13 protein-coding genes are annotated in these 14,852 nt (G+C 70.2%); 2 read left to right on the forward strand and 11 right to left on the reverse strand.

The genetic code is table 11. From position 1 onward, the window contains the following. Positions 1 to 152: 152 nt before the first annotated feature. The 9 genes from pssA to ACZ7GJ_RS01480 form a co-directional block, all read right to left on the reverse strand. Entirely contained in the window at positions 153 to 971 is an 819-nt protein-coding gene (pssA, locus tag ACZ7GJ_RS01440; RefSeq protein ID WP_365925067.1) for a CDP-diacylglycerol--serine O-phosphatidyltransferase, read from the reverse strand. Between the two features lie 34 nt (positions 972 to 1,005). Beyond that, entirely contained in the window at positions 1,006 to 1,662 is a 657-nt protein-coding gene (locus ACZ7GJ_RS01445; protein WP_030010161.1) for a phosphatidylserine decarboxylase, read from the reverse strand. A gap of 185 nt (positions 1,663 to 1,847) precedes the next feature. Beyond that, entirely contained in the window at positions 1,848 to 3,053 is a 1,206-nt protein-coding gene (locus ACZ7GJ_RS01450; RefSeq protein ID WP_365925062.1) for an acyl-CoA dehydrogenase family protein, read from the reverse strand. 2 nt (positions 3,054 to 3,055) lie between these two features. After that, positions 3,056 to 3,568, reverse strand: a complete 513-nt coding sequence (locus tag ACZ7GJ_RS01455) for a MaoC family dehydratase (RefSeq protein WP_030010163.1) — start codon at positions 3,566 to 3,568, stop codon at positions 3,056 to 3,058. A 4-nt stretch (positions 3,569 to 3,572) separates the two neighbouring features. Next, positions 3,573 to 4,547: an HpcH/HpaI aldolase/citrate lyase family protein gene (locus ACZ7GJ_RS01460; protein ID WP_361762038.1), complete on the reverse strand. Its 975-nt coding sequence runs from the start codon at positions 4,545 to 4,547 to the stop codon at positions 3,573 to 3,575. After that, positions 4,544 to 6,604, reverse strand: a complete 2,061-nt coding sequence (locus tag ACZ7GJ_RS01465) for a protein meaA (protein ID WP_470748259.1) — start codon at positions 6,602 to 6,604, stop codon at positions 4,544 to 4,546. The genes ACZ7GJ_RS01460 and ACZ7GJ_RS01465 overlap by 4 nt, the downstream gene beginning before the upstream one ends. Before the next feature lie 30 nt (positions 6,605 to 6,634). Next, positions 6,635 to 7,972, reverse strand: coding sequence for a crotonyl-CoA carboxylase/reductase (ccrA, locus tag ACZ7GJ_RS01470; RefSeq protein WP_470748260.1), 1,338 nt, complete (start codon positions 7,970 to 7,972; stop codon positions 6,635 to 6,637). A 396-nt stretch (positions 7,973 to 8,368) separates the two neighbouring features. Next, complete coding sequence (locus ACZ7GJ_RS01475) at positions 8,369 to 9,181, reverse strand: TetR family transcriptional regulator (RefSeq protein ID WP_470748262.1); 813 nt, start codon at positions 9,179 to 9,181, stop codon at positions 8,369 to 8,371. A gap of 166 nt (positions 9,182 to 9,347) precedes the next feature. After that, on the reverse strand, positions 9,348 to 11,150 hold the full coding sequence (locus ACZ7GJ_RS01480) for a 3-hydroxyacyl-CoA dehydrogenase family protein (RefSeq protein WP_470748264.1): 1,803 nt from the start codon (positions 11,148 to 11,150) through the stop codon (positions 9,348 to 9,350). 380 nt (positions 11,151 to 11,530) lie between these two features. Here ACZ7GJ_RS01480 and ACZ7GJ_RS01485 point away from each other — a divergent pair, with 380 nt between their 5' ends. After that, a complete protein-coding gene (locus ACZ7GJ_RS01485) occupies positions 11,531 to 12,100 on the forward strand; it encodes a HEAT repeat domain-containing protein (RefSeq protein ID WP_470748266.1) in 570 nt (189 codons plus the stop codon). Positions 12,101 to 12,107: 7 nt separating this feature from the next. On the opposite strand, the gene ACZ7GJ_RS01490 is transcribed toward ACZ7GJ_RS01485, so the two are convergent. Then, on the reverse strand, positions 12,108 to 12,509 hold the full coding sequence (locus ACZ7GJ_RS01490; protein ID WP_470748268.1) for a hypothetical protein: 402 nt from the start codon (positions 12,507 to 12,509) through the stop codon (positions 12,108 to 12,110). A 312-nt stretch (positions 12,510 to 12,821) separates the two neighbouring features. On the opposite strand from ACZ7GJ_RS01490, the gene ACZ7GJ_RS01495 reads away from it, so the two are divergent. Next, positions 12,822 to 14,402, forward strand: a complete 1,581-nt coding sequence (locus ACZ7GJ_RS01495; protein ID WP_470748270.1) for an FG-GAP-like repeat-containing protein — start codon at positions 12,822 to 12,824, stop codon at positions 14,400 to 14,402. Here ACZ7GJ_RS01495 and ACZ7GJ_RS01500 read toward each other — a convergent pair. Next, positions 14,399 to 14,842 (reverse strand): RidA family protein, encoded by a 444-nt coding sequence (locus tag ACZ7GJ_RS01500; protein ID WP_470748272.1) that lies wholly within the window; start codon positions 14,840 to 14,842, stop codon positions 14,399 to 14,401. The genes ACZ7GJ_RS01495 and ACZ7GJ_RS01500 overlap by 4 nt on opposite strands. Positions 14,843 to 14,852: the final 10 nt, after the last annotated feature.

A 14,852-nucleotide genomic window follows, 5' to 3' on the forward strand; every position in this document is an offset into this window, starting at 1 on the left:
GGTGGTGGGTGGTTATTCCTCCTCCCCCCCCCCCCCCCCCCCCCCCCCCCCACCCCCCAACACCACCACCGAACGCGAAGACGAAAAACAAACCCCCCCCCCCCCCCCCCCCCCCCCCCCCCCCCCCCCCCCCCCCCCCCTCTCCCGTACGGCTAGCGGGTCGTGGCCCGCGCCTCACGGCGGTTGTGACGGAACGTGTTCGCACGACGCGTCGTGGCGAACAGCGGGATCGTCGCGGCCAGAGCGATCTGCAGCGCGCAGCCAGTCTGGAGCAGCAGCTGACCACCGGGGGCGTCGAACGCCCAGGCCGCCAGCAGACCCATCGCACCGACGATCCAGCTCAGCATCGCCACCGCGAGGACACCCCGCGGCTTGGGGTACTCGACGCGGCTCACCATCAGCCACGCCACCCCGATGATCGCCAGCAGCGTCGGGACGAACGGCAGCTCCAGCAGCACGATCGAGACGACCGTCAGCGCGCCGAAGGGGCTCGGCATGCCCTGGAACATGCCGTCCTTCATCGTCACGCAGCTGAATCTCGCCAGCCTGAGCACGACCGCGAGCAGGACGACGATCGCCGCCAGCGCCGACATCTTCTGGTGCGCGTCCACGGCGACCATGCCGTAGACGAGCACGAAGTACGCCGGGGCGAGCCCGAAGCTGATCAGGTCGGACAGGTTGTCCAGCTCCGCGCCCATCGGCGAGCTGCGCAGCTTGCGGGCCACGATGCCGTCGAAGAGGTCGAAGACCGCGGCGAGCAGCATCAGTATCACTGCCGTCGCGGCGCTGCTGCGGGCCATGCCCGACTCGCCGCTGCCGGTCAGGTGCGGAATGAGGATCCCGGTGGTGGTGAAGTACACCGCCATGAATCCGCACGTCGCGTTACCGAGGGTGAGGGTGTCCGCTATCGACAGCCGCAGCGACAGCGGCATGTCGTCTTCGGCGGAATCCGCCTCCGAAGCCTCGGGCACCCATCCCTGCGACGGAGTCGCAGGAGTCTCGGGGTCAGTCACGGTCAATTCGGGTCACCCCCGCGGTGGTGGCCTGACCGACCTCGACCGCGACCTCGACGCCCTCCGGGAGGTAGATGTCGACGCGCGAGCCGAAGCGGATCAGACCGATGCGTTCGCCCTGCTCCACCTTGGTGCCGGCCGGCAGGTACGGGACGATCCGGCGCGCCACGGCGCCGGCGATCTGCACCATCTCGATGTCGCCGAGCTCGGTGTCGAAGTGCCAGACAACGCGCTCGTTGTTCTCGCTCTCCTTGTTGAACGCCGGGACGAACCCGCCGGGGATGTGCTCCACGGACGTCACCGTGCCCGCGAGGGGCGCGCGGTTGACGTGGACGTTCAGCGGGCTCATGAAGATCGCGACCCGGGTCCGTCCGTCCTTCCACGGCATGATGCTCTGCACCACACCGTCGGCGGGCGAGATGACACGGCCCTGAGCGATCTCGCGCTCGGGGTCGCGGAAGAACCACAGCATGCCCGCCGCGAGTGCGGTGGCGGGCACGGCCGCCGCGGCCCAGCGTCCGGACTTGCGGGCCCGGGTGAGGCTGAGCGCCGCGGTGGCGACGGTCGGCAGAAGCCACGGCGATGCTCCGCGCGCGAGGCGTACGCCAAGGAGGCTGTCGCGAGGTGCAGAGGTTTGGCTGTGGGGCATGGATGACCTTCGTAGCGGGTGATGCCGCGCCGTAAACGGGGGGACGGGACGGCGGCTTTACTGGAATGCTATCGGTTGCACGCAACAACTGGGCAAGCCAGAAGCCGAGTCGATGACCGCCGACCAGTGACTGCAAGTGACTCTTTTGCGGAAAATCGCTGGACGATTGACCGCAAAAGGGACTTTCAGCCCTGGAGTCGGTACTCCTCGAGCAAGCGTCGCCCAATGATCATTTTCTGGATCTCGGCGGTACCTTCACCGATCAGCAGCATCGGGGCCTCCCGGTAGAGGCGCTCGATCTCGTACTCCTTCGAGAAGCCGTAGCCACCGTGGATACGGAAGGCGTCCTCCACCACCTCCTTGCAGTACTCGGAGGCGAGGTACTTCGCCATCCCTGCTTCGAGGTCGTTTCGTTCCCCGGAGTCCTTTTTGCGTGCTGCGTTGACCATCATCGCATGGGCGGCTTCGACCTTGGTAGCCATCTCGGCCAGCTTGAACTGGATGGCCTGGTGCTCGGCGATGGCCTTGCCGAAAGTGTGACGCTGCTGGGCATAAGAGACACCCAGCTCGAACGCACGCTGAGCGACGCCGCAACCACGGGCCGCCACGTTGACGCGGCCGACCTCGACCCCGTCCATCATTTGGTAAAACCCTCGGCCGGTCTGGCCGCCGAGCACCCGATTGGCCGGAATGCGCAGTCCGTCCATGATGAGCTCGGTCGTGTCGACGCCCTTGTAGCCCATCTTGTCGATCTTGCCGGGGATGGTCAGGCCCGGACGGACCTCACCGAAGCCCGGCTCCTTCTCGATCAAGAAGGTCGTCATCGACTTGTGCGGGGCCGTGCCCTCCGGGTGTCCTTCGTCACTCCGGACGAGAACGGCCACCAGCGTGGACGTGCCGCCGTTCGTCAGCCACATCTTCTGGCCGTTCAGGACGTACTCGTCACCGTCCTTCACCGCCTTCGACGTGATGGCCGACACGTCCGAGCCGAGGCCCGGCTCGGACATCGAGAACGCGCCGCGCACCTCGCCCAGCGCCATCCGGGGCAGGAAGTAGTCCTTCTGCTCCTGGGTGCCGTGCTGCTTGAGCATGTACGCCACGATGAAGTGGGTGTTGATGATGCCCGAGACGGACATCCAGCCACGCGCTATCTCCTCGACGCACAGCGCGTAGGTGAGCAGCGACTCACCCAGGCCGCCGTACTCCTCCGGGATCATCAGGCCGAAGAGGCCGAGCTCCTTGAGGCCGTCGACGATCTGCTGCGGGTACTCGTCACGGTGTTCGAGCTCGGTCGCGACCGGGATGATCTCCTTGTCGACGAACTCGCGGACGGTCTTGAGGATCTCCCGCTGGACGTCGTTGAGCCCGGCGGTCTGGGCGAGTCGGGCCATGGCTACTTCCCCTGTTCCTTCAGCGTGGGCCGGCCGGGCTGCTCGCCGCCGCGCTCCTTGATGTACGTCTCGGTCGGGACCATCACCTTGCGCCGGAAGACGCAGACGAGGGTGCCGTCCTGCTTGTAGCCCTTGGTCTCCACGTACACGATCCCGCGGTCGTTCTTCGACTTCGACGGGGTCTTGTCGAGGACCGTGGTCTCGCCGTAGATGGTGTCGCCGTGGAAGGTCGGCGCCACGTGCCGCAGGGACTCGATCTCCAGGTTGGCGATCGCCTTCCCGGAGACGTCCGGGACGGACATGCCCAGCAGCAGCGAGTAGATGTAGTTGCCCACGACCACGTTCTTGCCGAAGTCGGTCGTGTTCTCGGCGTAGTTGCTGTCCATGTGCAGCGGGTGGTGGTTCATGGTCAGCAGGCAGAAGAGGTGGTCGTCGTACTCCGTGACCGTCTTTCCGGGCCAGTGCTTGTAGACCGCGCCGACCTCGAACTCTTCGTAAGTGCGTCCGAACTGCATGGCCCTACGCCTCCGGGATCTCGAACTTGGTGGTGCGCTCCATGCCGGCGGCGCGGCCCTTGCCCGCGATGACCAGGGCCATCTTGCGGCTGGCCTCGTCGATCATCTCGTCGCCGAGCATCGCGGAGCCCTTCTTGCCGCCGGCCTCCGAGGTGCACCAGTCGTACGCGTCGAGGATGAGCTCGGCGTGGTCGTAGTCCTCCTGGGAGGGGGAGAAGACCTCGTTGGCCGCGTCGACCTGGCCGGGGTGCAGGACCCACTTGCCGTCGAAGCCGAGGGCGGCGGCGCGGCCGGCCACCTCGCGGTACGCGTCCACGTCGCGGATCTGGAGGAAGGGGCCGTCGATGGCCTGGAGGTTGTGCATACGGGCCGCCATCAGGATCCGCATCAGGATGTAGTGGTAGGCGTCCGCGCCGTAGCCGGGCGGCTGCATGCCCACGACCAGGGACTTCATGTTGATCGAGGCCATGAAGTCGGCCGGGCCGAAGATGATCGTCTCCAGCCGCGGCGAGGCGGCGGCGATCTCGTCGACGTTCACGAGGCCCTTGGCGTTCTCGATCTGCGCCTCGATGCCGATCTTGCCGACCTCGAAGCCCATGGTCTTCTCGATCTGCGTGAGCAGCAGGTCCAGGGCCACGACCTGCTGGGCGTCCTGGACCTTCGGCAGCATGATGCAGTCGAGGTTCTGGCCGGCGCCCTCGACGACCGTGATCACGTCGCGGTACGTCCAGTGGGTGGTCCAGTCGTTGACGCGCACCACACGGGTCTTGCCGGTCCAGTCGCCGTTGTTCAGCGCGTCCACGATGGTGTGGCGGGCGCCTTCCTTGGCGAGCGGGGCGCAGGCGTCCTCCAGGTCGAGGAAGACCTGGTCGGCCGGCAGGCCCTGGGCCTTCTCCAGGAAGCGCGGGTTCGAACCCGGCACCGCGAGGCAGGAGCGACGCGGGCGAAGGCGGTTCACCGGGTGGACGGGCGTGGTCATGCGGGGACCTCCGTGCTGATGAGGGGGCTGAGCTTGTTCGCTTTGCGGATCTCGTCGACGATACGGCCGATGATCTCCGTGATGCCGAAGTCCTTGGGGGTGAAGACGGCGGCGACTCCGGCCGCCTTGAGGGTCACGGCATCCGCGTTGGGAATGATGCCGCCGACGATGACGGGTATGTCACCCGCCCCCGCCGCACGCAGGCGTTCGAGGACGTCCGGGACGAGTGCGCTGTGCGATCCGGACAGGATGGACAGTCCCACGCAGTGCACGTCCTCGGCCAGCGCCGCCGAGGAGATCTCCTCCGGCGTCAGCCGGATGCCCTGGTAGACCACCTCGAAGCCCGCGTCCCGGGCCCGTACGGCGATCTGCTCGGCACCGTTGGAGTGCCCGTCCAGGCCGGGCTTGCCGACCAGCAGGCGCAGCCGGCCCGAGCCGAGCTCGTCGGCCGTACGGGACACCTTCTCGCGGACCTCGTGCATCGGGGTACCGGGCTCGGCGGTCACGGCCACCGGGGCCGAGGAGACCCCGGTCGGGGCGCGGAACTCGCCGAACACCTCGCGCAGCGCGGTCGCCCACTCCCCGGTGGTGACGCCGGCGCGGGCGCACTCCAGGGTGGCTTCCATGAGGTTCTCGGTGCCGGCCGCCGCCTCCTTGAGGCGTTCCAGGGCCTGCCGGGTGGTGGGGAAGACGAAGGGGTCGCCGCCGCCCTGCCGGGCCGAGGACTCCTCGCGCTCGGCGCGCCAGCGGCCGATGCGCTCGACGGTCAGCGCCTCCACCGCACCGTCCACCGTCATGATGGCGCCGTCCAGGTCGGCCGTGAGCGGGTTCTCCTCGGTCTGCTGGAAGCAGTTGACACCGACGATCTTGTCCTCGCCGGCCTCGATCCGCGCCCGCCGCCGGGCGTGCGAGGAGACGAGCTCGGACTTGAGGTACCCGGACTCGACGGCCGCCATGGCGCCGCCCATCTCCTGGATCCGGTCGATCTCGGCCAGGCAGTCGGCGACCAGGGAGTCGACTTTGGCCTCGATGACGTGGGATCCGGCGAAGATGTCCTCGTACTCCAGCAGGTCGCTCTCCAGTGCGAGCACCTGCTGGATGCGCAGCGACCACTGCTGGTCCCAGGGCCGGGGCAGGCCCAGCGCCTCGTTCCAGGCCGGCAGCTGCACGGCGCGGGCCCGGGCGTCCTTGGAGAGGGTGACCGCGAGCATCTCCAGCACGATGCGCTGGACGTTGTTCTCCGGCTGCGCCTCCGTCAGGCCCAGGGAGTTGACCTGGACGCCGTAGCGGAAGCGGCGCTGCTTCTCGTTCTCGATGCCGTACCGCTCGCGGGTGACCTGGTCCCAGATGCGGCCGAAGGCGCGCATCTTGCACATCTCCTCGATGAAGCGGACGCCCGCGTTCACGAAGAAGGAGATGCGGGCGACGACCTCGCCGAAGCGCTCCTCGGGCACCTGGCCCGAGTCGCGCACCGAGTCCAGGACGGCGATGGCCGTGGACATCGCGTACGAGATCTCCTGGACCGGGGTGGCCCCGGCCTCCTGGAGGTGGTACGAGCAGATGTTGATCGGGTTCCACTTCGGGATGTGGTTGACCGTGTACGCGATCATGTCCGTCGTCAGGCGGAGCGAGGGACCCGGCGGGAAGACGTGCGTCCCGCGCGAGAGGTACTCCTTGACGATGTCGTTCTGGGTGGTGCCCTGGAGCAGGGAGATGTCCGCTCCCTGCTCCTCGGCGGCCACCTGGTAGAGCGCCAGCAGCCACATGGCGGTGGCGTTGATCGTCATCGAGGTGTTCATCTGTTCCAGGGGGATGTCCTGGAACAGTCGCCGCATGTCGCCCAGATGGGAGACCGGGACCCCGACCCGGCCCACCTCGCCGCGGGCGAGGATGTGGTCCGGGTCGTAGCCGGTCTGCGTCGGCAGGTCGAACGCGACCGACAGGCCGGTCTGGCCCTTGGCGAGGTTGCGGCGGTACAGCTCGTTGGACGCCTCGGCCGTGGAGTGGCCGGCGTACGTCCGCATGAGCCACGGACGGTCTTTCTGGCGCTCTGTCATCTCAGGCTGTCCCTTTGGCCTTTGGGCGTCTCAGACGTTGCGGAAGCGGTTGATCGCGTCGAGGTGCTTGGCGCGCATCTCGTGGTCGCGGATGCCCAGGCCCTCCTCGGGGGCGAGCGCGAGGACGCCGACCTTGCCCTGGTGGAGGTTGCGGTGGACGTCGTAGGCGGCCTGGCCGGTCTCCTCCAGGGAGTAGACCTTCGACAGGGTGGGGTGGATCTTGCCCTTGGCGATGAGGCGGTTGGCCTCCCACGCCTCGCGGTAGTTGGCGAAGTGCGAGCCGATGATCCGCTTCAGCGACATCCACAGGTAGCGGTTGTCGTACTCGTGCATGTAGCCCGAGGTCGAGGCGCAGGTGGTGATCGTGCCGCCCTTGCGGGTGACGTAGACCGAGGCGCCGAAGGTCTCGCGGCCGGGGTGCTCGAAGACGATGTCGATGTCCTCGCCACCGGTCAGCTCGCGGATGCGCTTGCCGAAGCGCTTCCACTCCTTCGGGTCCTGGGTGTGCTCGTCCTTCCAGAACTTGTAGCCCTCGGCGTTGCGGTCGATGACCGAGGTCGCGCCCATGGCCCGGCAGATGTCGGCCTTCTCGGGGCTGGAGACCACGCAGATCGGGTTGGCGCCGCCGGCCAGCGCGAACTGGGTGGCGTACGAGCCGAGTCCGCCGCTGGCGCCCCAGATCAGGACGTTGTCGCCCTGCTTCATGCCGGCGCCGTTGCGGGAGACCAGCTGGCGGTATGCGGTGGAGTTGACCAGGCCGGGGGAGGCGGCCTCCTCCCAGCTGAGGTGGCCGGGCTTGGGCATCAGCTGGTTGGACTTGACGAGGGCGATCTCCGCCAGGCCGCCGAAGTTGGTCTCGAAGCCCCAGATGCGCTGCTCGGGGTCGAGCATCGTGTCGTTGTGGCCGTCGGAGGACTCCAGCTCGACCGAGAGGCAGTGCGCGACGACCTCGTCGCCCGGGTTCCAGGCGTTGACACCGGGGCCGGTGCGCAGGACGACGCCCGCGAGGTCCGAGCCGATGATGTGGTACGGGAGGTCGTGGCGCTTGGTGAGCTCCGACAGGCGCCCGTAGCGCTCCAGGAAGCTGAAGGTGGAAACCGGCTCGAAGATCGAGGTCCACACGGAGTTGTAGTTGACCGAAGAGGCCATGACGGCCACCAGGGCCTCGCCCGGACCCAGCTCGGGCACCGGGACGGTGTCGAGGTGCAGGGACTTGCGCGGGTCCTTCTCGCGGGTCGTGAGCCCCGCGAACATCTCCGCTTCGTCCTTGTGCACGGTGATCGCGCGGTACGAGTCGGGCAGCGGCAGCGCCGCGAAGTCTGCGGCGGTGGCGGACTGCGACTGAATCGCGTCCAGGATGTCCTTCACGGTATTGCCTCCGGCAAGCGCTGATGAGGGTGCGCTGAGGGATTGCGCGGGTGCGCGGTGCGTGTGGTGGGTGCCGTCGGTTCGGCGGAGCGGTGGTGCGGCCCGCCTGTGGTGCGGCGAGCGGGAGCCTGGTGACGCAGGCATCCGGGGCGCGTTCCGAGCCGAGTGGGCGAGGGCCGCGGGGACATCCGGACGAGATTCAACGTATGGCACCCCGTGTCACCCGGCAAGGCACCGCGTGCCAAAACTTTCTCTCATTTGCCGATTGACCTGCACCGATGAGCGATGATCGATCAGAGTTACCCGTGAGTAGGGGCAAGCCGGACAAACACAGAGGGCCGCCCCCGTGCCGGGGGCGGCCCTCTGTGACGAGAATCGCGCGTGTTGCTCCTGGGACTACTTGTTGCGCAGTGCCTCTTCGATGGTCCGCATGACCTCGTCGAGCGGGGCGTCCGTCCGGGCCACCGCCACCAGCACCTCGCCCTGGGTGCGGACCGCCGCCGGCGCGGCCGGCGGGGTGGTCAGGGTGCGGCCCGCGCCGATCCCCGTACCGAAGGTCTTGCGGACGATCGAGAAGGCGTGGTCCAGCTGCGCCTCCACGTCCCCCTGGCCGCCGGCCCGCAGCCAGCGCCGCAGCACGTGGTTGTGGGCGGTCACCACCGCGGAGGCGGCCACCTCGGCCAGCAGCGGGTCGTCGTTGCCGTCGTGGTGGTCCTGCTCGTCGAAGTGGGCGAGCAGATAGCGGGTGAAGAGCCGCTCGTAGCGGGCCACCGAGGCGATCTCCCGCTCGCGCAGCGCCGGCACCTCGCGCGTCAGCCGGTAGCGCTCCACCGACACCGCGGGCGAGGCGGCGTACATCTTCATGACTTCCTTGATCCCCCGGCACACCGTGTCGAGCGGGTGCTCGTGCGCCGGGGCCACGTCGAGGACCGCCTCGGCGCGGGTCAGGGTGTCGTCGTGGTCCGGGAAGATCGCCTCTTCCTTGGACCGGAAGTGCCGGAAGAAGGTCCGGCGGGCCACCCCGGCCGTCGCGGCGATCTCGTCGACCGTCGTCGCCTCGTACCCCTTGGTGGCGAACAGCTCCATCGCGGCCGCCGCGAGCTCACGGCGCATCTTGAGCCGCTGCGCGGCCGCCTTGGTGCCGGCCGGGCTCTCCGGGGCGTCGGAGGCCGAGGAGGGGCGGGGCGAGGTCTTGGCGGGCTGGGACATAGAGCGAAAGTACTTCATTTGCGCAGGAGGGCGCGCCTGAGGGGGGTGGGACGGGGATGGATGCGGGGGAGAGCCCGCACTGGGCTCGGGAGGGTTAGTCCGCCGTGAGGGTCCGGCGGACCCGAGCAGCCCTCCCCACGCATCCGGCTCATGGCCCGGCCGGCGCTTACCGGCGGGCGTACTCACGGAATCCGCGGCCGGTCTTCCGCCCCAGGCAGCCCGCCGCCACCAGGTGCTCCAGCAGCGGGGACGGGGCCAGGCCCGGGTCGCGGAACTCCTTGTGCAGGACCTGCTCGATGGCCAGCGAGACGTCCAGGCCGACCACGTCGAGGAGCTCGAAGGGCCCCATCGGGTAGCCGCCGCCCAGCTTCATCGCCGCGTCGATCTGGTCGAGGCTGGCGTAGTGCTGCTCGACCATCTTGATCGCGTTGTTGAGGTACGGGAACAGCAGCGCGTTCACGATGAACCCGGCCCGGTCCCCGCAGTCCACCGGGTGCTTGCGCACCTTCGAGCAGATCCCGCGGACCGTGGCGTGCACGTCGTCGGCCGTCAGCACGGTCCGGACCACCTCGACCAGCTTCATCGCCGGCGCAGGGTTGAAGAAGTGCATGCCGATCACGTCCTGCGGACGCGCCGTCGCACGGGCGATCGCGATCACCGGCAGCGAGGACGTCGTCGTCGCGAGCACCGCACCGGGCTTGCAGACCTTGTCCAGCGACGCGAACAGCTCCTGTTTGACCGCCAGGTCCTCGGCGACCGCCTCCACGGCCAGGTCCACCTCCGCGAAGGCGTCCAGCGAGCCGGCCGGGGTGATCCGCCCCAGGGTCTGGTCGGCCGCCTCCTGGGTCAGCCGGCCCTTGGCCACCGCACGGCCGAGGGACTTGCCGATCGCAGCCTTCGCCGCGTCCGCCTTCTCCTGGCTGCGCGCGGCCAGCACCACGGTGAAGCCCGACTGCGCGAAGACCTGCGCGATGCCGCTCGCCATGGTGCCCGAGCCGGCCACGCCGACCGAGGAGACCGGGCGGCCCGCGCCGGTCCCGGCGTCGGCCGACGGGGTCTGCGCGTCGGCGACGACCGCCGAGCTGCCGGCCTCCGCGTACGTGTAGAACCCGCGCCCGGACTTCTGCCCGGTCAGGCCGGCCTCGGCGAGGTGGCCCAGGATCGGGGCCGGGGCGTGCAGCCGGTCGCCTGAGGAGGCGTACATGGCCTCCAGGACGGTCCGCGCGGTGTCCACGCCGATCAGGTCCAGCAGCGCGAGCGGGCCCATCGGCAGACCGCAGCCCAGCCGCATCGCCGCGTCGATGTCCTCGCGGGAGGCGTACTTCGACTCGTACATCGCGGCGGCCTGGTTGAGGTAGCCGAAGAGCAGGCCGTCGGCGACGAAGCCGGGGCGGTCGCCCACCGAGACCGGCTCCTTGCCGAGCTCGCGGGCCAGCGCGGTGACGGCCTCGACCGCGGGCGGGGCGGTCAGCACGCAGGAGACCACCTCGACCAGCTTCATCGCCGGAGCCGGGTTGAAGAAGTGCAGGCCGAGCACCCGCTCGGGGCGCTGGGACTCGGCGGCCATGCGGGTCACCGACAGGGCGTTGGTGCCGGTGGCCAGGATCGTGTCGGGCCGCACGATCGCGTCGAGCTCGCGGAACACCTGCTGCTTGAGCTCGTAGGACTCGGGGACGACCTCGATCACGAGATCGGCCTCGGCGGCCGCGCTCAGCTCGGAGAAGGTGCGGAAGCGGGCGAGCACGTCGGCCCGGTCCTGCTCGCTCAGCAGCTCCCGGGTGACGGAGCGGGCCGTGGAGGCGGCGAGGGCAGCCGTGGCGCGGGCGGCGGCGGCGACGCTGACGTCGATGCCGATGACCTCGCGGCCGGAGCGGGCGAGGACCTCGGCGATGCCGGTGCCCATGGTGCCGAGGCCGACGACGGCGATGGTCTGGAGGGTGGACTGACTGGACGTGGACGGACGGTCCATCGCGGGACTCCAGTGGAAGAGGGTGACGACTGAGGGTGGCGCGGCGCGCGGTGCACAGCTCGCGGCCGGCAGGGTGATCGAGAGGGAACGCACGGGATGCCCGGGGGCCCGCAGGGGCCGAAGCGGCGGCCCTGTCCCGGGGCCACGCCGTGGGTCGTGCGAGGGGTGGAGCGAAGAGTCGTACAGAACCGACTGGCACGGGGCGGCTGCGTCACCAGGCCGGTCCCGTACGTGTTGGAGTGACAGTAACTCGCCGGTAACTGGTGCGCCAGAGCGCGGAGATGTGACCTGTACCGCCCAAATGTACCGATCATCGATCATCGATCATCAATCACTGAGAACGGGCAGTGGCGGGCCCCTCGCCCCCCTAGGGTGGCCGCGTGAACCACGTGCTGGAGCGCCTGCGGGCGGAGGCCGGACCGTCACCGGAGTACGAGGTGCTGCTGGCGGCGCCGCCCGACGCCCTTGCGGCCTCCCTGACCTCGGCGGGGCTGCCCCTGTGGGCCCGCGAACTGGCCGCGTACCGGCTGGGCCTGGCGGGCGACCCCCGCGCCTTCGAACCGCTGGTGCTGCTGCTCAACCACCGCGACCCGCCGCGCTGCACGGCCGCCGCCGAGGCCCTCGCCGTGCTGGGCGACCCGCGCACCGCCCGAGCGGCGGCGGCCCTGGCGACCAACCGGCTCCGCACCGCCTACGCCCTCCAGCCGGTCCGGCTGCTCACCGCGCTGCGCGCCCCGGAGTCGGCCCCGGCGCTGATCGCCACCCTGGGCAGGCTGCTCGCGCCGAACGACCCGTACTGGCGGGTCGCGCTCGCCTGCGTCGAGGGCCTGGGCACCCTGGCCGACCCCCGGGCCCGCGAGGTCCTGACCCGCGCCCAGTCCCACCCCCGCCTGGCGGAGGCGGCGACGAGGGCCCTGCGGGGTCTGGCCCCGGGGCGGGCCGCACCTTGATCCCGGATCAGGCGGAGGGGATCTCCACGTCGGTGTGCAGGCACTCGTTGAAGTAGGTCACCTTCCAGGCGGGGCCGAGCTCCGCGGCGACCCGCCGGGCCAGCGCCTCACCGGTCCGCACGAAGGCGGCCTCGGCCTCCTCGGTGGGGAACCCGGACCGGATGGGATCGTCCTCGTCGAGCGTCGCGTCGTACGCCTCGGCCCATGTGTTTAGTTCCCGGGCCAGCTCGGGCGTCAGCCCCAGCGCCGGGTCGTGCGGCGCGAGGTCGCCGGCGTCGGCGCCGGTGAGCCAGAGCGGGTGGCATTCGTAATCGGCCAGCACGCGAATGGCCTTGGTCTCGACGTTCAGGATCCGCTTCCCTTCGTGTCCGCTCCGGGCCCACCGGTAGAGCCATGGGAAGCGTCGCACCGCAGGCACTCCCGACGCGCGCCGGCGTCGCTTCCGGGTCTGGCGGCGCCCGGCCTGCCAGACGGTACGCCCAGGCCCGATGAAAATCAATGATAGTTGAATGCCGGTCAATCACAGTTGAGCGAGCCGCGGGTGGGGCGCTACCGTCTGCTCGGGACCGGGCCCGTGGGCCTGAACGTTCGTGTCGTGACATCGGTGCTGCCGGCGCCGGCAGCACCGCCACCGTCTACGCCTGGAACGGCGGCACCATCCCGCACCATCCCGCGAGCCGCATCCGGGGCCCGCACCACACCCCAAAGGCACCGCACACACATGACGAAGCGCACCGCCGCCCTCGGCCTCGCCCTGCTCGCCGCCATCGGCACCGCAGGGCTCTGCCCCACGACCGCCACGGCAGCGACGACACCCGCCCCGCCCCTCGTACGGATCATGCCGCTCGGCGATTCCATCACCGCCGGCGCGGGCAGCTCCGGCAACGCCGGATACCGGGCGCCCCTCTGGGAGCTGATGGCAGGCCAGTCCCGCTACACGCCCGACTTCGTCGGCTCCGGCTCCTTCGGCGCCGTCGCCGACGCGGACAACGAGGGCCACAGCGGCTGGACGATCGAAGGAATCCGGTCCAACATCGACGGCTGGCAGGCCGCGGCCGACCCGGACGTCGTCCTGCTGCACCTGGGCATCAACGACCTCCGCCACGACCACGCCGACCCGCTCGAAGCGGCCGGGCGGCTGTCCTCGCTGATCGACCGCGTACTGGCGAACCGGCCCGGCGTGACCGTCATCGTCCAGGGGCTGCTCACCGACACCACCGGCTTCGAGCAGCAGACACGCGACTTCAACGCCGTCATCCGCGGCCAGGAGAGCGAGCGGCGCAGCCGCGGCGAGCGGTTCCGGTACGTCGAGCCGCCCCGCCTGGACGTCGCGGCCGAGCTGCCCGACCACCTCCACCCCAACGACGCGGGCTACCGCAAGATGGCCGGGATCTTCCACGACGGCCTGGAGCAGGCCGTCGCCGACGGGTGGGGCGTACGGCCGCGCGCTCCGCGGGCGGGAACCGAGGCCGGCGGCACCGACACCGTCCGCTGGGCCGACTTCGACGGCGACGGCCGCCCCGACCACCTGACGATCGCCGCCGACGGCGAGGTCAAGGCGCGGCTCAACCGGGGCGGCGACACCGGGGGCGGCTGGGAGGCCCTCGGCCGCGTGGCCACCGGGACGACCGCCGACCGTACGCGCGTACGGCTGGCCGACTTCGACGGCGACGGCAGGTTCGACTACCTCGTCATCAACGCCAACGGGTCGGTCAACGTGCACCTCAACCGCGGCGGCGACGGCCACGGCGGCTGGAAGGACATCGGGCAGGTCGCCCACGGCACCACCAACCGCAGCGACCAGGTCCGCTTCGCGGACTGGGACGGCGACGGCCGGGCCGACTACCTCACCATCGCCGACAGCGGCGCCGTCACCACCTTCCTCAACCGCGGCGGCGACGGCGGGGGCGGCTGGAAGGCCCTGCGCCAGACCGCCACGGGCACGACCACCGACCGCACGCGGGTGCGGCTGGCCGACTACGACGGCGACGGCCGGGCGGACTATTGGATGATCAGCCCCGGCGGCGCCGTCACCACCTACCTGAACCGGGGCGGCGACGGCCACGGCGGCTGGCAGTACCTCGGCAGGACCGCCTCCGGCGTGACCACCGACCACACCCGGGTCCAGCTCGCCGACTTCAACGCCGACACCCACGCGGACTACCTGCTCGCCGAGGCGGGATCCGGCTCCGGATCCGGCTCCGCAGCCGTCAGCGCGTACCTCTTCGACGGCGGCGACCCCTCCGGCCCGAACGGCTGGAACGGCATCGGCACGGTCATCGCCCCGCCAGACACCCCCTAAGGCGTCCCGGCGGTGACGGGAAGGATCGCGAAGGCCTCCACCTCCACCAGGAGTTCCGGCCGGAACAGGGCGCTGACCTGGACCGCCGAGGAGGCCGGGAGGCGGTCCGGGGCGATCACCTCGTCGCGCGCCACGCGGACGGCCGGGAGGTGGGCGATGTCCGTGACGAAGTACGTCAGCTTCACCACGTCGTCGAAGCCCGCCCCGGCCGCCGCCAGGCACCGGCGCAGGTTCTCGAACACCTGCCGGGCCTGGGCGGCGGCATCGCCCTCGCCCACCACCTCGCCCTTCTCGTCGAGGGCGCACTGCCCGGAGACGGCGACGAACCGCCCCGTACCCCAGACGACGTGGCTGTAGTTGACGCCCGGGCTGACGCCCTCGGGGGTGGCGATCCGGGTCAGGTGGCGGTCGGTCGCGGAGGCAGGATCAGGAGTGTTCACGCCCCTGATC

The sequence above is a fragment of the Streptomyces sp. NPDC037242 genome (assembly GCF_055604165.1).